Annotated in this window: 19 protein-coding genes and 1 pseudogene; 2 read left to right on the forward strand and 18 right to left on the reverse strand. The window is 59.4% G+C overall.

All coding sequences use genetic code 11. The features are described from left to right. The first annotated feature begins 771 nt into the window (after nt 1–771). Both E1958_RS07605 and E1958_RS07610 read left to right on the forward strand, forming a co-directional pair. A complete protein-coding gene (locus tag E1958_RS07605) occupies nt 772–1,743 on the forward strand; it encodes a TAXI family TRAP transporter solute-binding subunit (protein ID WP_207787900.1) in 972 nt (323 codons plus the stop codon). Between the two features lie 436 nt (nt 1,744–2,179). Then, a complete protein-coding gene (locus E1958_RS07610; RefSeq protein ID WP_133511359.1) occupies nt 2,180–4,210 on the forward strand; it encodes a TRAP transporter permease in 2,031 nt (676 codons plus the stop codon). Nucleotides 4,211–4,558: 348 nt separating this feature from the next. On the opposite strand, the gene E1958_RS07615 is transcribed toward E1958_RS07610, so the two are convergent. The 18 genes and pseudogenes from E1958_RS07615 to E1958_RS07700 form a co-directional block, all read right to left on the reverse strand. After that, nucleotides 4,559–4,948: a retropepsin-like aspartic protease gene (locus E1958_RS07615; RefSeq protein ID WP_207787901.1), complete on the reverse strand. Its 390-nt coding sequence runs from the start codon at nt 4,946–4,948 to the stop codon at nt 4,559–4,561. Then, nucleotides 4,945–5,205, reverse strand: a complete 261-nt coding sequence (locus E1958_RS07620; RefSeq protein WP_133511361.1) for a hypothetical protein — start codon at nt 5,203–5,205, stop codon at nt 4,945–4,947. The genes E1958_RS07615 and E1958_RS07620 overlap by 4 nt, the downstream gene beginning before the upstream one ends. Before the next feature lie 115 nt (nt 5,206–5,320). Next, nucleotides 5,321–5,551, reverse strand: coding sequence for a ribbon-helix-helix domain-containing protein (locus E1958_RS07625; protein ID WP_341534754.1), 231 nt, complete (start codon nt 5,549–5,551; stop codon nt 5,321–5,323). A 5-nt stretch (nt 5,552–5,556) separates the two neighbouring features. Next, a complete protein-coding gene (locus E1958_RS07630) occupies nt 5,557–6,138 on the reverse strand; it encodes a Uma2 family endonuclease (protein WP_089727481.1) in 582 nt (193 codons plus the stop codon). A gap of 145 nt (nt 6,139–6,283) precedes the next feature. Continuing rightward, nucleotides 6,284–6,454, reverse strand: coding sequence for an ATP-binding cassette domain-containing protein (locus E1958_RS21940; RefSeq protein ID WP_369334490.1), 171 nt, complete (start codon nt 6,452–6,454; stop codon nt 6,284–6,286). Next, nucleotides 6,378–6,851 carry an ATP-binding cassette domain-containing protein gene (locus E1958_RS07640; RefSeq protein WP_165742196.1) on the reverse strand — a complete coding sequence of 158 codons (474 nt, stop codon included), beginning with the start codon at nt 6,849–6,851 and terminating at the stop codon, nt 6,378–6,380. The genes E1958_RS21940 and E1958_RS07640 overlap by 77 nt, the downstream gene beginning before the upstream one ends. Nucleotides 6,852–7,351: 500 nt before the next feature. Continuing rightward, a complete protein-coding gene (gene frdD, locus E1958_RS07645) occupies nt 7,352–7,705 on the reverse strand; it encodes a fumarate reductase subunit FrdD (RefSeq protein ID WP_133511363.1) in 354 nt (117 codons plus the stop codon). 1 nt (nt 7,706) lies between these two features. Further along, nucleotides 7,707–8,093, reverse strand: coding sequence for a succinate dehydrogenase/fumarate reductase transmembrane subunit (locus E1958_RS07650; RefSeq protein WP_165742198.1), 387 nt, complete (start codon nt 8,091–8,093; stop codon nt 7,707–7,709). Between the two features lie 2 nt (nt 8,094–8,095). After that, a complete protein-coding gene (locus E1958_RS07655; RefSeq protein WP_133511365.1) occupies nt 8,096–8,839 on the reverse strand; it encodes a succinate dehydrogenase/fumarate reductase iron-sulfur subunit in 744 nt (247 codons plus the stop codon). Further along, nucleotides 8,836–10,596, reverse strand: coding sequence for a fumarate reductase (quinol) flavoprotein subunit (gene frdA, locus E1958_RS07660; RefSeq protein ID WP_133511366.1), 1,761 nt, complete (start codon nt 10,594–10,596; stop codon nt 8,836–8,838). Before frdA ends, E1958_RS07655 begins: the two co-directional genes overlap by 4 nt. 731 nt (nt 10,597–11,327) lie before the next feature. Further along, entirely contained in the window at nt 11,328–11,753 is a 426-nt protein-coding gene (locus tag E1958_RS07665; RefSeq protein WP_133511367.1) for a type II toxin-antitoxin system VapC family toxin, read from the reverse strand. Beyond that, the gene (locus tag E1958_RS07670) at nt 11,750–11,956 is read right to left on the reverse strand and encodes an AbrB/MazE/SpoVT family DNA-binding domain-containing protein (RefSeq protein ID WP_089726918.1); all 207 of its coding nucleotides are present in this window, start codon (nt 11,954–11,956) and stop codon (nt 11,750–11,752) included. The genes E1958_RS07665 and E1958_RS07670 overlap by 4 nt, the downstream gene beginning before the upstream one ends. A gap of 101 nt (nt 11,957–12,057) precedes the next feature. Continuing rightward, nucleotides 12,058–12,273 (reverse strand): annotated as a pseudogene (locus tag E1958_RS07675) (integrase core domain-containing protein); the annotation flags it as partial. Between the two features lie 364 nt (nt 12,274–12,637). After that, nucleotides 12,638–13,744, reverse strand: a complete 1,107-nt coding sequence (locus tag E1958_RS07680) for a tetratricopeptide repeat protein (protein WP_133511368.1) — start codon at nt 13,742–13,744, stop codon at nt 12,638–12,640. Nucleotides 13,745–14,086: 342 nt separating this feature from the next. After that, the gene (locus tag E1958_RS07685) at nt 14,087–17,107 is read right to left on the reverse strand and encodes a caspase family protein (RefSeq protein ID WP_133511369.1); all 3,021 of its coding nucleotides are present in this window, start codon (nt 17,105–17,107) and stop codon (nt 14,087–14,089) included. Between the two features lie 950 nt (nt 17,108–18,057). Continuing rightward, nucleotides 18,058–18,591, reverse strand: coding sequence for a GNAT family N-acetyltransferase (locus E1958_RS07690; protein WP_133511370.1), 534 nt, complete (start codon nt 18,589–18,591; stop codon nt 18,058–18,060). After that, nucleotides 18,581–18,859 (reverse strand): type II toxin-antitoxin system TacA family antitoxin, encoded by a 279-nt coding sequence (locus tag E1958_RS07695; RefSeq protein WP_133511371.1) that lies wholly within the window; start codon nt 18,857–18,859, stop codon nt 18,581–18,583. Before E1958_RS07695 ends, E1958_RS07690 begins: the two co-directional genes overlap by 11 nt. A gap of 81 nt (nt 18,860–18,940) precedes the next feature. Next, the gene (locus E1958_RS07700) at nt 18,941–20,113 is read right to left on the reverse strand and encodes an ATP-binding protein (RefSeq protein WP_133511372.1); all 1,173 of its coding nucleotides are present in this window, start codon (nt 20,111–20,113) and stop codon (nt 18,941–18,943) included. Nucleotides 20,114–20,284 lie beyond the last annotated feature (171 nt).

Raw genomic sequence — 20,284 nt, forward strand, 5'->3', positions numbered from 1 at the left:
TCTTTCCCTTAAACTGGTACTTACCTGAACCGGCCTCGCTCCCCACGCTTCGTTGCCTCCACGTGACAGGCCGCAGCTACATGGCTATCAGCAATTTACAGGGCAGTCACCTTTCAGACTGCTAGACTGACCAGGCTTCACCTGGCGCACCAGAGAGCACAGAGAAAGGCTCCGGCCAATTCTCTGCGTTCTCTGTGTTCTCTGTGGTTTAAACTTCACGGACTGGCAGTGACGCCACCGTTTTTGCGACACCCTCCGGAGAAGGCAGGTCGGAACGGCCTCTTGCCGGCAAATCCTGGCCGGCAGGATGCCGGCGTTCCCAGCGCTGCGGCGGGATGCGCCGCGCTTTCGCGCTCTTCCCACGTTCCGGAGACTGTGAAAGTATTCGTCTTTCCCGAAAACGGTGGGGTAAAACTACCCTATTTCACGCTAAATTCTGTCTCATGTGGGGCGATGAGAAATATTTTAGGTCAAAATAAGGACAATTGTGTTGTCCTATCCCTATAGCTCCGAAAATTCAGTAATACTTTCACAGTCTCTCCAGCGTGGGAACGCCGTCTTATCCGCTCCAGCGGACTCAGCTCCTCTGTGCTGACAGGCGTTGGCTGTCAGCCTAGCTAGGCCGCTTAGTCGACGCCGGAGCGTCAAGATCCCCCCTCCGTCGGGACCAGTTTGCTCCCACGCCGGAGCCTGGGGAGCCAGCCGAAATCGATACTTTAAATTTCTAGACCGTCTCTAAATCGCCAACATCACCCACCCCAGGAGCGCCGCATGAAGCCGAGCCCGAGAATGATCCTTACCGCAAGTGCCGTCCTGTTGGTCTGCATGCTCGCCGTCCCCGCTGTCGGCTTGGCCGCTGAACGGATCGTGTTCGGCGGCGGCCCTGCAGGCGGCACCTTCCAGATATTCGCAAGCGCCCTCCAGACTTATGGACCCGTCAAGGAATCCGCAGACTACCGGATCAAGGCCCAGTCCTCCGCCGGGTCGGTGGAGAATCTGCGCAAGGTCGACCAAGGCAAGATGCAGTTCGGCGTCATTCATGCCGGGCACCTGCATCTCGGGCGCGCAGGCAGATTGAAGAAGGATGGGAAAAAGTACGAAAAGGTGCTGGCGGTAGCTTACCTCTACGGATCGGTCGCCCAGCTGGTCGTGCGCAAGGACTCCGGAATAACCCGCGTGCAGGACTTGGAAGGAAAGAAGGTCGGCGTCGGCAACGCAGGCTCGGGCGCCTTCGCCAACTGCGAGCTCTTCTTCACCCACTTGGGTGTCTGGGACAAGATCGAGCGCAACGCCATGGGCTATAACGATGCTGCCAATGCCTTCGGTAACAAGCAGCTCGACGCCTTCTGGTTGTTTACCGGTTTTCCCTCGGGCGCCGTGATGATGGCCGCCCAGACCAATGCTATCGCCCTGGTCGATCTGGACCAGGACGCGGCCAAGAGCGGCTTCTACGAGCAGTATCCCAACTTCACCCGGGTCGAGATCCCGGCGGGAATCTACAAAGGCGTTGACAAGGCTGTTCCTTCCTTCCAGGACTCGGCCCTGTGGGTCGCCAATGCGAAGGTCCCGGATGAGATCGTTTACGATCTGTTGTCCAAGCTCTATACGGACGAGGGACTCGCCTATCTGGTCGGTCAGAAAAAGACCTTCAAGGAAATGAGTCTGGAGACCGGCATCAAGGGCATCGTCACCCCCCTGCATCCGGGTGCCGAGAAGTTCTGGAAGGAGCAGGGATTGCTCTGAATCCTGTCTATCCGCAGATTGCGCAGAGTGGCGCAGCTGCTTGAGATGCTTTCTCTCGTTCCCACGCAGCACGTGGGAACGCGGAAGCTCCGCGCCGCGGAGGAGGGTGTCGCAAAAGTCGTTTCGAACCACAAAGAACATGGAGAAAGGCATCGGCCGATTCTCTGCATTCTCTGTGTTCTCTGTGGTTTAAACTTCACGAACTGGCAGTGACGCCACCGTTTTTGCGATACCCTCCGGAGAAGGCGGGTCGGAACAGCCTCTTGCCGGCAAATCCTGGCCGGCAGGATGCCGGCGTTCCCAGCGCTGCGGCGGGATGCGCCGCGCTTTCCCACCCGACTTGAGTCCGCAACCATTACGATACCCTCTCGCCGGGAAAGGGACTTTTGTGACACCCTCCTGAGGGTAACGGCCTGACCCGCTCGGGAGACGATCCTTGTTCGAGCAGCTTACCCGCATAGAACAGCGCCTGTTCGACCTACTGGCGCTTGGCCTGGTCCTTTTCTACGCCTACTCGGCGGTCTTTGAGCCGGCGCCGACCCAGTTCCACCGCGGTATCTATGTCCTGGTTACCTACGTCCTGGTCTGCATGATCTACCGGACACCGGGGCGGTTTGGCCGGGTCGTCGATTATCTGTTGATCGTCGCCTCCATCGTCTGTATCGGCTACTGGATCGCAAACTTCGAGGCCATCAACTATCGTGCCGGCGCGGAGACGGCGCTCGACAAGGCCATCGCCATGCTAGGGGTGCTGATCGGGGTCGAGCTCGCGCGCCGGGTCGTCGGCAACATCTTCGTCGTCATCGGCGCCGTCATGCTCCTCTACGGCGTCTACGGGGCCTACGCCCCGGAGCTGATCTCCCATGCCGGCGACACCTTCCCCGAGCTGTGCACCAGCATCTTCTACAAGAGCGACGGCGTGTTCGGGATCATGGCCAATGTGCTGGCGACCTACATTATTCTGTTCGTGATCTTCGGGGCCTTTCTCGAAGCGAGCGGCGCCCAACGCTTTTTCATCGACTTTCCGCTGGCGGCGGTGGGCCACCGGATCGGGGGACCGGCCAAGGTGTCTGTCATCGCCAGCGGGCTGTTCGGTTCCATCTCGGGTAGTGCCATCGCCAACACCGTATCCACCGGTGCCTTCACCATCCCCATGATGAAGCAGGCGGGCTTTCGTCCCCATGTGGCGGGCGGAATCGAGCCGGCCGCCTCTATCGGCGGCATGTTCATGCCCCCCATCATGGGGGCGGGGGGCTTCATCATGGCGGAGTTCACCGGTGTCCCCTACGCCCAGATCATGCTAGTGGCCGTCTTTCCGGCGCTCATGTACTTCTTCAGCGTCTATGTGATGGTCCATTACGAGGCCAAGCGATTCGGCATCCGCGGTGAGAAATCCGAGCGAGATGCCACGGAAATCTTCACGCAGGAGTGGATCTACATCACGCCCCTGGCGGTCATCACCGTCTTCATGCTCAGCGGTTACTCGCCCGGCTATTCCGCCGTTCTGGGGCTCGCTACCTGCATCCTGGTCAGCCATAAGCTGAGAGAGACCAAGCTCGATCCGTCCCTGGCCTATAGCATGCTCTTCGTGCTCGCCGTCGGTTGGTTGGTGGCCGGCCTGAGCTGGGCGCTGGGGCCCGCAGTCGCTGCGGCCTTCAAGGCCGCGCTCGGGGCGCCCGCACAATGGCTTTCCGCCGCCTTATCCCCGCTGCTCAGCGCCGGGGCGGTAGCCGAGCTGCAAGCGGCACTCACAGGGAATCTGCCGCTCATCTACGGCCTGATCCTCGCCGCCGTTCTGCTCTACCGGCGACACGCTCGAGGGGCGGACATCAGGTCGGAAATGCGAAGATTCGTGATCGCCTCGCGCCACGGCACCCTGTCCAGCCTCAAGATCGGCGCCACGGTGGGTGTGATCGGCATCATCATCGGCGTGCTCACCTACAGCGGCCTGGTGCTCACCTTCGCCGACATCGTCATCGAGCTGGCCGACGGCAGGCTGTGGCTGACCATCCTGCTGGTGGCCCTGGCCTCCCTAATCTTAGGGATGGGGGTACCCGTAACCGCGGCCTACCTGATCACGGCCGTGGTCGCGGTGCCGGCACTGACCGAGCTGGGCGTCCATCCCCTCGCGGCCCACATGATCGTCTATTGGTTGTCCCAGGACTCGAACATCACACCGCCTGTCTGCATCGCGGCCTTCGCAGGTGCCACCATCGCCAAGGCCAACATGTGGAAGACCGCCTTCACCGCGTTCAAATTCGCCAAATTTCTCTACCTCGGCCCGTTCCTCTTCGGGTACGTACCGGCCTTCTCCCTGAACGGCAGCACCCTGGACATCGTCATTGCCTTTGCGCTGATCATCACCGGCACCTGGGCCTACTCCTGGCTACTCAGCGGTATCTGGCTGACCTGGTTCGATCGGAAGGGTAGTGGTTCGATAACCGTCGGCTACCGCAAGGACAACTGATCCGTCCTATGGTAATGTCGGTATCTCAGGTCCCGGATAATTACGTGGAATTTGTAACTATTCAGGACCCCCTCATTCGTATAAAAAACAAAGAGTTATGATTTTTTGGGTGTGATAATAGCCGGAAAATACAGCATTTTTGTGCCTTTCTGAGCGATGAAAAACTGGTCCCGAAAACAGCCAAACCTATTCAAAAAATGTGTCTACAATTTGGCGGAACTTAACACGTAGACAAGTGCGGGGACGCCTGCCTGTGCCAGCACGGCAGACGGGCGGGCGCAGGCAACGAACCGCATCTCTTGGATAGCACCGTACTCAACATCCCTACCTCTCGTTGGGCACGGGCTGCTATCCTGTTACGCCGCAGGAAACCTCGAACTTGCGCAGATCAATGATCAGTCCGATCTGCTGCATGAAATCCATTCCCAGGATACCCTCGATCCGAAAGCCATAGCTCATGGCACCGACCTCGACAGGAACGTCGTGCACACGGCAGTCTCCCAACGCAACCCAGGGCAAGCGTTTGCAGTAGACAAACTCACTGCCGCCCACGCCAACGATGCGATGGATCGGGTCCTCGGGTTCCAGCTTGATTCCAAGTGTGCCGAGGCGATCCGCCGATAGCACGGTGCTCGCCGAGCCGGTATCGAGAAGGACCGGTTTGAGCATCAGTGAAGAGTGCTCCCAACCGATTTCAATGGTGACGAACGGTAGTCCGCCATCAAGCCGTAGCTTCACGCGCCGATTCGGAACCCGAGCCATCGGCGCTCTTCGACTTCTATCTCCTCGCGTGAGGTGTGCAACACATACAGCTCTCTGTCCGGACACTGCCGGTGCATCCGTGTGTAGTCGCGCATCGCCACTACGGAGTCCTTATAGGTATCGAGCACGACCAGGTCGTCGAGAATGCGCTGATCCGCCTCGGTGTGCGCCTGGGCGGCTTCGACCAGAAGCCATCGATTGGGATGATTCAGACGGACTTCCTGCCATTTCATGATCCGTGGACAATCCCGCTGATCGCTTTTTGTTCAGAACCTTCCGCCAGGTAATAGTCGACGATCTCTTCGACGTCTTGAACCGCTCGGTCACGGGGAATGACGAGCTTTGTGATCACCCTTGGGCGCCTTGGCGAGCCCGGCTACGTAAAGCATCGAAATAGGCCTTGTCGGCCGGAACTGCGGGGTCGGAGCCGGCGCCATCGAGGAGCAAGGTGCGCAGCCGTTGTCGATCCTGATCCCGGCGGATGAGCTCGCGCACATATTCGCTGCCGGTGGCGAAACCTCGCTCGGCAACCTGTTCGTCTACATGGGCCTTGAGTGCGTCGGGGAGGGAAATGTTCATCGTGCTCATACGAGAACCGGTCGCAACGGTGCCCAAAGACCCTTCAAATCAAGGCTCATAGCCTCGAACGGTGGTACGGCAACCTGATCAGCATCGGCAAAGCGGCCGATCTCGATCCAGGCACCGGCATCGAGTCGGTAGGCCTCCAGCGTGCGTTTAACCGGATCGATCAGCCATGCATACTGCACTTTGTAGTGGGCATACAGCGGCATCTTGACCTCGCGATCCCTGCTCGCTGTGGATGGAGACAAGATCTCGCAGATCCAGTCGGGAACCACCTCGAAGCGTTGATCTTCCGGCAGATAGGGCATCCGCTTACGTCGCCAGCCGGCCAGATCCGGCACAGTCACCTCCACATCCCGCACGAAGTGGACCTCCGGCTCGACAAAGATCCACCAACCTCCCGGACCATCAATGCCATCGTCATAGCTACGTCCGATTGAGCGATCAACACGAGAGGCGACGCGGCCATGTGGACCGGATGGGCGCGGTTGAGTATGTAGCTGCCCATTCAGGATCTCCCCGGTCAGACCTGCGGGCAGAGCTTCCAGGGACTCATAGAGAGCGGGTTGAAGGGCTGGTTGCATTCGTTTCTCTCCTGCCCTGGTAGTGGTTAAATTTAAATGCGACCTAATGCTTTGAACTCCACCGTTTTGCCATCCCTGGCCCTGGATTCCGGCAGTCCCTGCCGGAATGACGAGGGAGGGGTTGGCAGACTTCAGCATTTAGAATTTATCCACTACCCTTTGCCATATTCTCATTCATGCTTGAAAAGCACTCATCAATAATAACGATGCCAGGCTTGATAACCAATGCGCGAGCAAGATTAACTAACTGCCGCTGCCCTCCAGATAATATTGACAAGGGTTTTTCTGCGAAGTCGCCCAATCCCCACTTTTCCAAATAGACATTTTTTTCTTCGATTGAGAAGCGGTCGCGTTTCGTCCAACTTAGAGGAAAAAATATTGTCTGATGCTGTATGCTCTTCTAGAAAGAAAGGCAATTGGCTAGCGAACCCTATAGTTGTAGGCATTATATTGCGTTGTATTTCACGATCTGTGTAACTCGTGTTATTAAATGAATGTTTAGCAGAGAACCGGAACCCTGGCTCAATACTCCAATCATTAATAAACCTTGGGAACAGACTTTTAAATATCGTTGTTTTTCCCATGCCAGATTCACCGACCAATGCAACAGCACATGACTCATTGCCAATCGAAAAAGAAATATCCTCAATATGCAAAGTATGTTCACGGTTTAAAACAACCAACTCTTGCAATTGAAATATAAATTGATTCACTTTCCCATCCAAACGTGTTTGGTCGTATCAAAGGCTAACATTGAGTAGCAGGAAATGTTCCGTATTTAACACGGAAAGTTTCCGTATATCCACATTTCCGCCCTCTCTCGATTCTTTTCAGGTGTAGGATGCGGTGAGCGCGGTTGGTCGTTCAGGATGGCACTACCGGCGGGCGCGAACCGCATCAATGGTGTGGTAAGCACCTGTCTGCGTGCAGGGACCTGTCTGCTGACAGGCAAGCAGTGAACCGCATCGATGAGAGCGTGGGGAACAAGAACCACGAAAGGGCACGAATTCACATGAATGAGGGTTCGTGTCTTTTCGTGCCTTTCGTGGTTTTCCGATTTCCGTACAAAAAACTCACGCCTCGTAACCATTCAGCCCCCCTCTGGATTCCGGTTTGATTCGGACATAACCCCTTGATTTCTCGTTTTCGGGATCAGGATCGTAGAGGGGGGCTGAACGGTTACCACGCCTCGTGGTCTTAAGGCGAAGCCTCGCTAGATCTGCAGCAGGTAATAGGCAGTCAGAAGGGTACCCACCAAGGCGATGCCGTATCCCACGACCGCCACCAGGCCATCTGCCCGCAGTCCCAGGCCATGCAGACCCACGCGCAGCCGGTGAGCCGCGTGCCACAAGGCCAGGCTGACCGTACCGAATGCCGCCAGCTTACCGAACCAGTTCGCCAGCAGTCCTTGCATCTGTTCGAACTTCATGATCTCCGGTACGCCATCCGGCGGACTTCCGTGGGCGGCGATGAGGGTAATCAACGCCAGCACGGGAAACACAAAAGCGGTCAGGGTGCCGCCAGCGGCGAACAGGCTCCAAAACAGGGCCTTATTGACTTTAGCCATCTTAAAACACCCCCGCGAAATACAGGACGACCAGAGAGAATAGGACCCAGATGACGTAATGCGCCCCGGCGATCACGCCGCCGGGTACGAACTCTTCTCCTTTTTGGATCGGCATGGCTTTAGGTGTCACCTTGAACCAGGCGATGGCGTGATAAAAGATGACGATGGTGGTTACCCACAGGAGCACCAGCATCCCAGGGCTCGTCAAGCACTCGAGAAAGAACTGGTAGTACGCCTTGTCACCGCTCGCTACGGCACCGATTCCCCATAACAGGAGCAGTGCATAGAGGCCGATGAAGACGCTGGTCAGCTCATTGATCATATGGATCGTGTAGTTGCGATCCTTGAGGTACCAGGTGGTTTTGGAAACGGGTCTCACATAGGCCATGATCATTTATCCCCCATACCGATGAGCTCCTTGTACCACTGGACGGTGGTGGCGATCTTGAGCTGCTGGAGCGCACTTGCCGGATCCACGTGTTTGGGACAGGCGATGGAACAGGTGTCGGTAAAGGAGCAATCCCACACCCCTTCCGGCTTGGAGAGCTCCTTGTGGCGCTCGGCGAGCCCCTGATCACGGGAGTCCGTATTGTATCTGTGGGCCAGGGCCAGGGCCGCGGGACCCATGAACTCCGGGGTCAGCGCATACTCGGGACAGGCCGCATAGCAGCACAGGCAATTGATGCAGAGGGTGAACTGCTTGAACTTCTTGAGCTCGGCCGGCGACTGCTTGTATTCACCCGCTTCGATGGGCTGCTCTTCCTTGCGGATAATGTAGGGCTTGACCCGCTTGAGCTTCTCCATGAAGTCGTCCTGGACGACGACCAGATCCCGTTCGATCGGGAAGTTCGCCAGCGGCTCGATGCGGACCTTCTTATTCGCGTAATCCTTTACGGATACCTTGCAGGCGAGTTTGGGTTGACCATCGATCATCATGCCGCAGCTCCCGCACACGGCCATGTGACAGGACCACCGGTAGCTGAGCGTGGTGTCTACCTCGTCCTTGACGTGATTGATGGCATCCAGAACCATCCACTCTTCCTGGCACGCCACCTGATAGGTCTGAAAGTGCGGCTCCTGATCCTGCTCAGGATCGTAGCGGAGTATCTCGAGTTCCAGCTGTACCGCGCTCATTTGGCCCCTCCCGAATAATCCCGAACGCCCGGCTTGGATTTGGTGATGACCACATCGTGATAATCGATACGGGGTGCTTCATCACCCTGGTAATAGGCCAGCGTGTGTTTCAGGTACTGCTCGTCGTCCCGTGCCTCGTAATCCAACCGCTGATGCGAGCCGCGGGATTCCTTGCGGGCCAAGGCGCCTTCCGCTACTGTCTGGGCCAATGCGAGCATGTTTTCCAGCTCCAGGGCCTGGAACAGATCGGTGTTGAAGACATTGCTCTTGTCATGCAGCTCGATACCCGCGTAGCGTTTGCGCAGATCGGCGATGGTGTTGCAGGTCTTCTGCAGGGTTTCCTCGGTACGATAGATACCCGCACCTTCTTCCAAGGATTTCGTCATCTCGGAGCGCAGCCCGGCGATGGATTCGGCACCGCCGCTTCTTTGGACGAGCTCCCTCACCTTGGTCTGTACCTTGTCCGCCTGCTCCTGGAGCTCCGATTCGTTCGCTTCGGAGTTCCGGTTGCGGGCAAATTCGACTGCGTTCGTTGCCGCCCGTTTTCCGAACACCAGGAGCTCGGTGAGCGAGTTGGAGCCCAACCGATTGGCGCCGTTGAGGCTGGCGCAGGCGCATTCACCGACGGCGAACAGCCCGGGGACCGGGGTCTCGGCGTCGATGTTGGTGTGGATCCCACCCATCATATAGTGCACCACCGGACGGATAGGCACCGGCTCTTTTACCGGATCGACGCCGGCGTAGGTGATGGAGAGATCGCGCACCAGGGGCAACCGCTCGTCGATATGCTTCTCGCCCAGATGCGTCATATCCAGGTGGGTGCTGTCGCCCCAGGGGGTGGGTATGGTGTTACCTTTCTGCTGCTCATGCCAGAACGCCTGACTCAAGCGGTCGCGCGGCCCCAGCTCCATGGTCTTCAGCACCGGCTCGCCCAGCGGCGTCTCCGGTCCCATCCCATAGTCCTGCAGATAACGGTAGCCGTCTTTGTTGCGCAGCACGCCGCCTTCGCCCCGACACCCCTCGGTGAGCAGGATACCCGTCGCCAGCAGGCCGGTGGGATGGTACTGGACAAACTCCATATCCTTGGTCGGTACGCCGGCGCGATAGGCCATGGCCGTTCCATCCCCGGTCTTAATCGCCCCGTTGGTGCTGAAGGGGAACATCCGGCCGGCCCCGCCCGAACATAGAACCACCGCCTTGGCCTGGAACCGGAACAGGCGGCCGCTCTTCATCTCCATAGCGACGACGCCCTGGCAGCGGCCATCTGCCATTAGCAGATCGATCGAGAAGAACTCGTCAAAGCGCTCGATGCTCGGATACTTGAGCGAGGTCTGAAACAGGGTGTGGAGGATATGGAAGCCGCTCTTGTCGGCCGCGAACCAGGTCCGCTTGATCTTCATGCCGCCGAAGGGCCGTACCCCAACGGACCCGTTCGGCTCCCGACTCCAGGGACAGCCCCAGTGCTCGAGTTGCAACAGCTCTTTGGGGGCCTCGTTGACGAAGTACTCGACCACGTCCTGGTCGGTCAACCAGTCGCCGCCGCCCACGGTATCGTTGAAATGCAGGTCGAGGCTGTCGTCCGACTTGATGACCCCGGCCGCCCCGCCTTCAGCCGCACAAGTGTGGCTGCGCATGGGGTACACCTTCGAGATCAAGGCCACCTTGAGATCCGGGTTGCTCTCGGCGACGGCGATGGCCGTGCGGAGACCGGCCCCTCCCGCCCCCACGATTGCAATGTCTGTCTTTATCAGCTCCACACGCTTCCCCCTCTTTTTTTACAGTTCTTAGTGCGTGCGACCATCATACTGCTGCGAAGGGCACGCAGTGATGCCATGGATACTGCGGCACGGGGTGGTATGTTACACGCCTGCCTATCAAACGAAAATATCGAAACGTCGGATAACGGTGAAGGACTCGGTATGTATACTGCCACACGGCACAATCTACGCATTTCACTCCCTCTCCCTTCGAGGGTGCCGCAAAAACGGTGGCGTCAGCTGCCAGTCTGTGAAGTTTAAACCACAGAGAACGCAGAGAATCGGCCGCTTCCTTTCTCCGTGTTCTCTGCGTTCTCTGTGGTTCGAAATGACTTTTGCGACACCCTCCCTTCGGGAGGGAGCCTGCTCCGAGCGCAGCGAGGGGGCTTGGGGTGAGGGGGAAATTTAAAAGCTCGGATTGTACCGTGTGGCGGTATACCTGACGCCGGGCAAAGAGCTGAGATTGACGGTGATCCACTCCGTTGGCTGGCCGCCCGGGTGGAGCACCACCCCGAACACCTGCGGCTCTCTGCTCTCTGATCGGGGCTCGGGAAGAAGACCCACACGGAACCATCGTCCGCGGCATCGACCACCACTCCTGCGCCGAGCTCGGGATGTACGACCCGCCGGCCAGGTCGATAATGGACCGTCGTCGTCGAATGCCACCCGGCAGCGGGTCGAGCCCGTGCATCGCATCCCTGTCTATCGCATCAAGTAACACCCGATTGATCCTACTCCTTACTTCCGGTGACGTAGCATCGCCTCGGTTCGTTGTTATGTGTGTTTTTTCTGGAAAAGTATTTAACGCCTTCCAGTGACTCAAAATCCGCATCCTGTGTCCAGATCAAAGCATTATATGTTTTTGCAGTTGCGTAAATTATGCTATCCGCTAACGGCAGCTTATATTCTATTCCATAGTGAGCTGAATTGACGGCCAATGTACTATCTAATGGTACAATCTTGCCTTGTTCCATATGAGCTATACACTCCAACGCCATATCTTCACCGCGTTGGCGTAGGATACACTTGAAAACCTCGGTGATAGTAATGCTTGGAACTATTAGTTTATGGATGTCTTCAATGGGGTGTGAAAACACTGCCGCATTATCATCACCCGCAAAATAGGACAACCACCCGGAGGAATCAACGACATTCATATGCGATCATCATCTCGCTGCACTTCGGTGTCAATTCCCTTCAGAAGGCCCCTCATTTTCTCCATTGGCTTGATAGGAATCATCTCTATACGGTTACGATAGGTTAGCATTTGCATTTTCTGCCCGGACACTATTCCCATTGAGTCCCTGATATTTTTTGGGATAACTACTTGAAATTTAGGGGAAACTGTCACTGCTCTCATGTTCACTCCTAATCGATGCATGATTGATATTACACTAGCGGCATCGATGCATCATGTCAAACACACGGGCACCTTGAAAAAAGCTGGCTGGGTTAACTATATGCCTTTTGGGGAATATGTTGATTGTAGACTTGAACGTAGCGTTGGAGGGTATCGGCCAGGTGCTCGGCAGAGTCGAAACGGGTGGTAGCCAAGACGTCAGTGATGCGGCCGTTGAAGTGTTCGATCATGCCATTGGTTTGGGGCGTTCTGGGCTTGATCAGGCGATGTTCGATGCAGTTGGCGGTGCAAACGAGATCGAACGGGTGGGCACCAGTCCACGGATGGAGACAAATCCGTGTCGATCCGTGGTTCGAGATAGCCAGGATTAGGCTGTCTAAAAACTAACCTATTGATTTTCTACTGGCATTGATTTTCGGCTGGCTCCCCAGGCTCCAGCGTGGGAGCAGACCTGGTCCCGACGGAGGAGGGATCTGACGCTCCAGCGTCGATTAAGCGCCCCGGTAGGCTAACAACCAACGCCTATCCGCACAGAGGAGCTGAGTCCGCTGGAGCGGACAAGCCGGCGTTCCCACCTGTCTGCGTGCAGGGACGCACAGGCAGGCGCTGGAGCGTGGGAACGAGCGTGAAATTTACAGATTTTGTGCCTTAAAATCAGTATCTTAATTTTTAGACATCCTCTCAGGGCACCGGCGGACCGAGCAGATTCCGGTAAGCGGCGATCCGATCCCTCCACTCCGGTCGCGCCCTCTCCAGGCGACTTAGATCCTGCTCGATGGTCGCCCATACCCGGCCGTCCGGATCGGCGAGGGCCCGGGCCTCATCGACGGCGCGCCGGGCCCCCGCCCGATCCCCGGTCAACCAGCGGGTGAGGGCCACCGCCAGCAGGGCATACCGGCGCTTGGTATCCGAGGCATCCATGGTCAAGGGTCCTTGGGGGTGAGCAAAGACCCACTGGGCGGCATTGTCCCCCTCCTGGAATACACCGGGTTGCGAAAGGTGCCGATACAACTGCCCGTGGTAGGAACGGGCCAGATCCAGCCGCCCCGCAAGACGGGCGGCATTGCCCCCATCCAGGCGTGCCAGGAGCAGACGGGGCGCGACCGCCAGCAGATCTTCGTAGCGCGCAAGGGCGGCTTGGTAGTCGCCCTGATCCAGGAGCACACCGGCCAGATTGGTAATATATTGTCGCTGGTCGGGGGCCAGCTTGACAGCCCGCTCATAGTGTTCCCGCGCCGCCGCTAAGTCTCCTGCGTCATGTTCCAATACCCCGAGTGCGAACCAGGCCTGGGCCACCTCAGGATCGAGCTCCAGGGCGCGTTCGTAGTGGGATCGCGCCCGTTTGGTGGCTCCCCTGGCCGCGGCCAACCGACCCAGCATGACCTGGAGCTGGGCATCGTCCGGGTGATTCCCGGCCATGGCCCGCAGCGCCGTTCCTGCGGCCTCGGCGTCGAAATCCGGGCCCATAGCGGCGAATATCCGGGCCTTGTCCCGTCCGAAATTTGCGGCGGCATTGTCCGAGTCCCGCTCCAGGGCGGCCTCGTAGGCAGCTAGGGCAAGCCCGTAGCGGCCGGTGCCCAGATAGGCATCCCCCTGACTCAGGAGAGTGGTGATCGGACCATTGGACGGCCGCCACCAATCGGACTGCCACAACCAATAGCCCAGAGCACCGAACAGCAAGAGCACTGCCCCGACAATTGTTGTACCAATTTTATTGCCGATCCCCTCGGCAATTCCTGAAACGATCTTTGCCAAAGCCTGGCGAATCCAGGGTGACCATTTACGCATAATCCGATTCTCCCGAATTCTCTGGCTCTCACGCTCCGGTCAAGTTGCTGGGTTTCGTTCCTCAACCCAGCCTACGGGCTAGGATCCCTTGAGTGACCGGCAGCTTTACAAATGAGTCAAGTTTGTGCATTGCACGAAAAACTCACACTTCGTCAGGTTTCATTAACATTCTTTTTGCCGCAAATAAACGCCAATGAACGCAAATCGAATCGATTCCGAATTTGCGTTTTTTGCGTTCATTTGCGGCTAAAAATTGGTGTCCATTCGCGGTTCTTATCCACGGCGACTCACGCCTCGTCGGTCTGAGGCAAAACCTCGCTAGAAATGATGAACCGGACTCGCTCATGGCTCGGAACCGCGCCGCCGCAGGCCGATGGGGAAGGACTGGCCCCGGAGGTCGCGCATGGGGTGCTGCTCGTAGCGCCAGACCCGGTGGCTGACGCGCGGGACCTCTTCCTCCAGATAATCCGCCAGCTCGCTGATCTCGATGGTACGGTTGTCGTTGCCGAGTCGGTCGGCCCGGCCCCGCAGTCCCTCTAGCAGCACATGGGTAAAGACCCCGTGCCCGTCCAACCCCTCCAGGGCGAACTTCCGCTCCGTGGTGCTGGCCAGCATGGCGCGGCCGGTCTTGTCCATCAGGCGGTCGATAGCGGCCCGGTGCTCCAGGGCCGCACCGCCGCGGTAGAGGGCAGCCAGGCGTAGGCCATCCCCGAGCAAGGCGCCGGCGTGGCAGGAATCGATCACGATCAGGCTCTTGCGGGCTTGGACCTGGGCCAGCAGGTCACGCAGCCGGTCCTCGTGCAGGCTGCCCGCCCGCAGGGCCTTGCGGTTGGTATACCGGAGGTCCCAGGGGATAAAGTGGTAACGCCCGTCCTGGACCAGGCCGTGACCGGCCAGAAAGAGCACGAACACATCCTCGGGTCCGGCCTTTGCGGCCACGGCCCCAAAGGCCTGGGTGATGCCGGTCAGGGTTGCCTGTTGGTTCACCAGGGGCCGGACATCCACCGCTCGGAAGAGCCCGCGGCCCGCCGCCTTCAGGGCAGCCGCGAAGGCCGCTGCGTCATCGTCCCCATACTCCAGGGACAGGGCCTGGTCCTGGTAGGGCCCGATACCTACCGCCAGGCCATGGAGAGCGGGTTGGCGGCGGGCCGCGCCGGTAGCTTGGACCTCCCACACCAGCCAGGGGGAGGCCAGACGGCCCGAGCGGTCGAAGGCCCTCGCCTCGACCCGGTGCCGGCCCGGCTCCAGGGTAAAGGGCCGGGACTCCTCCCGACGGTTGGGCAGGCCCAGTCCGAAGCGGCCCCGCTCATCGCCTTGGCCGATCAGGACCCCATCGACCCGATACTGGATACGGCCGACACCGCTGCCCCGGTCTTGCAGCCGGAAGCGGGCCGTAAAATCAGGCCCCGCCACCCGGACTCGGGCCGGACCCAGGCGCTCCAGGCGTGGTGCCTGGGCCCCCGCGAGCAGCTGTTCCAAGTCCCCGCTCTCCTTCAGGGCCGCCTGAGCGAGCTGAGGATACCCAGGGTCCAGGGCCTGGGCCACCAGATCCGGGCGGCGAAAGAGCTCCCCGATCTGGCCGGCATTCAGCAGCTCCCCGGCCCGGTCGGCGCCCCGGTTACGGTGCCAGCCCACGAGCCGCTCGCCGCCCCCGGCGCTGTGGAAGAAGCCCTCCGGGGTCCAGAGCACCCAGGGGACGGTCGCCGCCTTCCCGCCGCGCTTCCGGGCCCCAATCGCCGCGCCATCCAGGAACAGGGCCAGCCGTTCCCGGCCCCGGTTCGCTACCTCGAACCAGCGCAGGCTGCCGTCGCCAAAGGCCGCCACCGCCCAGCGCCCGTCGCCACTGAGCTTGACCATCATGGCCTCCGAAGGGGCCGGGACCTGCCAGATCAGATTGCCGTTGCCTTTGTAGAGACGCAGAGACCAACTCGTACCCAGCAGAAAACGCCCACCGCCCTTGGCGATATCCAGGCTCCGACTCGTCTCGAACGGTTCCAGTATCAGGGGGTTGCCATTGAGCTTGGGCTCGGTCTTGTTGTACCAATCGGTGATGGACAGGCCGGATGCCCGGATACGGGGGGGCGCCAGCCGGCGTTGGGGCCGGTCAGGGTCCAGCTCCAGCCGGCGCTGGGCCAGATCTAAACGTAGGACATGCGTCTCCCATTTCTGGTTGGTCCCCAAGACGTCGAAATCGACCTCGGCCAGGGTACCGTCGTCTGACAGGCGCAGGACATGACCCCGGCGGCGAAAATCCGCAATGGTCGGTCCCTGTCCCCGAATCCCTTTGCCCGCGGCATCCAGCAGGCCCCAGGCCGGGTCCCCGGCGCCGAAGACCAGCCGGCCACCGGCCAGGGAAACCAAATCCATGACGGTATTCTTGGCAATAGGGCGTATCCGGGCCGATCCACGGCCCGCCTTCGACCAGCTCACCAAGGAAGGGTTATGGTGGTCTCGGTAACGCCCGGCGGCGAAGAGGGTGCGGCCATTCCGGGACCAGGCGACTGTTGACAGACTGCCCTTGTCCATGTCCGAGGTATCCGGGCTATAGCGCAGGGATAGGTCCGTGCCGGAGAGGACATTTACCGCCGTGCTGTCGTCGAAACCCACGGCGATCCGGTTGCCGTCCGGCGTAAACGCCACGCCAAAGGGCTGCTCCCTGCCCGGGGCCTTTTTCCTGGCAATGAGTCGCAGCTGGGGATCATAGAGCCGGATGAATCCGTCATCACAGCTGGTGACCAAGCGCCCCCGGCCATCGAAATCGACCCAGTAGCTGGCTGCGCCATAATCCGGATCCCGCCCAATCTCGACCCAGCTATCGGTGCGATAGACCCGGATGCCTTCGCCTCCTCCCAAGGCCGCCGCCAGCCGGGTGCCATCCGGGGAGAAATCGAGATGGTGAATCACATTGGGCAGACCGCTGATGCGTCGTACCAAGGCCCCGGTCGCCCGGTCGAAGAGGTAGATGTTGTGAGACCCGGTACCGGCCTTAGTCCAACCACCGACGGCCACCAGCCCACCGTCCGGCGACAGCGCCGCCGCGTAGAGCTTGCCTTCGTCGCCTTGCCCGATGGGTGGGCGCAGGACCCGCTGGAGCGCGCCGCTCTTCAGGTCCCAGATCCGGGCGGTCTTGTCGTGGGAGGCGGTCACCAGCCAGCGCCCCGCTGCGTCTACGCCGATGCGAGTGATGGGCGCCGTGTGCTGCCCGGCCTCAATGCGCGGGAAGAGCGCAGTGTGCGACATTGCCCCAATGCGGGAAAAGGGCCGAGTGGGCGGATCGGTGGTCGGGGTGTGGGCGGTACAAGCGGCAAGCAAGGTAACGGCCAGGAGCAGCAAGGCGGGTGGGAAAAAACGGTCGCGGGACATGGGCAGCGGCCTTCGGGATTCGGATCTTGGCCCTATCTTAACCCGGTTGGTCGGATTAGAAACTGTCTAAGAACTAACTCTAGTAATGCCTGGTTGGCTCCCTCGCCCCCTGGGGGGAGAGGGGGGATCAATGGCTTTCTCTCGTTCCCACGCGCCGCGTGGGAACGCGGAAGCTCCGCGCCGCGGAGTGTCTCGGAGCAGACCGCTGGGATGTTGCGGCCATCTAGCCTGTGAAAACCATTGGTTAGTACAGATAACAACCGGAAAGAGAACCACGGATGAACACGGATCGACACGGATGGAGACCAATCCGTGTCGATCCGTGGTTCGAGATAGCGAGGATCACGCTCGTTCCCACGCTCCAGCGTGAGAACGGCATCTTGTCCGCTCCAGCGGACGCAACTCCTCGGTGCTGATCGGCGTTGGCGGTTAGCCGACCGCGGCGCTTAATCGACGCTGGAGCGTCAGATCCCTCCTCCGTCGGGACCAGGTCTGCTCCCACGCTGGAGCGTGGGAGCCAGCCGATAATCAATGGGTTAGCCCGTAGAATGGGCAAAGCAAGCGTCCATCAAGCGGGCTCTAAGGGATCAGACATGCCGCGGCGGTTTCCGCACCGCGGCGGCGGGTTAGGATGCACCCAGCGCAGCGTGCCCATCGATCCTTCTGTTGGGCACGGCGCGCTATGGACCCTGGGCTCGAGCGCCGGCTCGGCAGCGCGCCTTGGCCCAACCGACCCGATTCGCTTCCATGCCCAGCGATTGTTTCTGCTGTGTTTATCTTTCGGTTGCCCTGCGGCAGATCGGCCGTTCCCTACAAAAATTAAGGTGAAATGAGATGCTAGTACGGATGCGCCTAAAGACCGGAAATCCCAATCGCGCTCGTTCCCACGCGCCGACGGAAGCTGGCAGCTGAGTTGCTGGGTTTCGTTCCTCAACCCAGCCTACGGACTCCTATGGATGGGCAGGCCGGTGAGATATGTGGGCTGAACGCTCGGCGAACAGGCGTAAGGGCATGAACAAGGTATTGCTCTCTTCCTGTAAGACGGCAAAACCATGGTGACGGTAAAAGGCGATGGCTTGTTCATCTTTAGCATCGACCACGAGTGCAAAAACGGCAATCTCTGCGCTCAAGACGCGCGCTGCTGCATTTGCCAGCAAAGCCCCACCGAGCCCCTGCCCCTGGTATGCGGTATCCACCGCAAGGCGGCCAACACGCGCGGCGGGAACGGACGGATAACGGGGCAAGCGCCGAACCGTTTCGTCCGGCAGATCACTCAATAGGATCTGGCAGGCGGACAGCGTATAGAAACCGGCGATGCGCGTGCCTTCCTGCTCGCGTGCAATAAAACAGGTTGTCAACCGCCGCCGGATGTCTTGCGAGACCTGCGAGCGAAAATAGCGGTCAAGCGGCTCGCTACCACAAGAAAAATCCTTGCGGTCATGGCGTTCCAGCCGTTCGATGATGAAGGGAAAATTATCCGACAAGCGGACCTACCAATTCTTCATGGTGACGGATCGCCCGCTCCATGGCAGGAGTAAGGGGCGAAGACTCACATAGGGCCGCCGCAAACTGCTCCTGATCGGCTTGCGACAACCGGATCATATCGGCTTGCTCAATCGTCTCCACGGCGGCATGCCGGGCCGCGGACACGACAAAATCAGACAGGCTGCGGCCTTGGATTGCAGCGGCACGTTTTAGCAGGGCGTGAATATCCGGCGTAAGGCGGGCCTCCAGTCTGGCATTTTTACTCATCGCGGTTCACCTTCAAGAACAACATCCTCTTTATCCCCAATAGTACGTCGAGATACCGTACACTACAAGAAAAAAGGTGCCTCACGCCTCCAGAAGGTCGGCGGCGAAGGGGTTCTCCGGTCCGATGGTCTCGACGCTCACGCCGTAGGCGTCCCGAAAGGCCCGGTTTCTGGTGCGACGCCCCGACCACTTGATCTCGAAGGCGCGCAGGCGATCCTCCTGCTTTACGACCAGATCGACTTCCGACCGGGTGCGGGAGCGCCAGAAAAAGAGCTCCGCCGGCGCGCCGAGCAGGGCATTGCGTTTGGCGATTTCCGCAATCGTCCAGTTCTCCCAGAGGGGACCGATGTCTGGCCGCAATGCCTCGGTGGCAAAGGCATTGAGGAGGGCGTTGCGGATCCCGGTGTCCCAGAAGAATATCTTGCGGCCCTTGGCGATCTCCTTGCGCGGGTTGGTGCTGAACGAGGGCAGCCGGAAGATGACGAAGGTCTGTTCCAGCAGGTCCAGGTAGCGCTCTACTGTGGGCCGTGCCATCCCCAGCTGGGTTGCCAGTTCGTTCACCGATACCTCGGAGCCGACCTGGTGGGCCAGCAGCAAGAGCAGGCGCCTGATGAGATCCGGCGTCTTGATCAGACCGGTTTGCAGGACATCTTTCCAGAGATAGTCGGCACTGAGCTCGCGCAGCAAGCGCACCGGATCAGGGGTCAGGACCACCTCGGGATAGGCGCCGAAGGCCAAGCGTTGTTGCAACGAGGCCCGCAGCTGCGGGGCAAAATGTCGGAGCAGCTGATCGCGCGGTATCTGGGAGGTTGCCCACGCCTGCGCCGCGAGGGTTTCGGAGAACAGCAAGGGGGGCAGGATCAGCTTGCGGTTGCGGCCGGTGAGACTCTCCGCCGCCTGGTCGCGCAGGTTTAGCGAAGAGGAACCGAGCAGCAGGATCTTTACCGGCAGGTGGGCATCGTGCCAACCCTTGATGATCCGAGACGCCTCGGGCAGGCGCTGGGCCTCGTCGATGACCAAAACCCGCGGGTTGCCGAGGGAGCCTAGGGCATCAAAGGGCGGCAAGGCAGCCGCGGTTTGGAAGCGTGCCTTGTCCACTTCCACGTCGAAATTGAGAAAGGTCGCACCCCGCTTCCGCACCACATGCTGGACCAGTGTTGTCTTACCGACCTGGCGGGCGCCGAGGATGATCCCGACCTTGTCGCCGGAGATGATCTCCCGGAGGGCCGTTTCCGCCGATCTTTTGAGATACATAATATGCAATTTAACCGGTCATATTGCACAGTATACTGATCAGAATCTGCCAATATTTTGGATACAACAATATATACAGTTTAACCGGTGATATTGCACACTACAACTTCCTGGGGACGGTATATGGAATAATATACCGGTGGTCCAACCCCCACGAAGAAAACGACGCAT

The organism is Candidatus Thiosymbion oneisti, from assembly GCF_004359955.1.
Classification (GTDB): Bacteria; Pseudomonadota; Gammaproteobacteria; order Chromatiales; family Chromatiaceae; genus Thiosymbion; species Thiosymbion oneisti.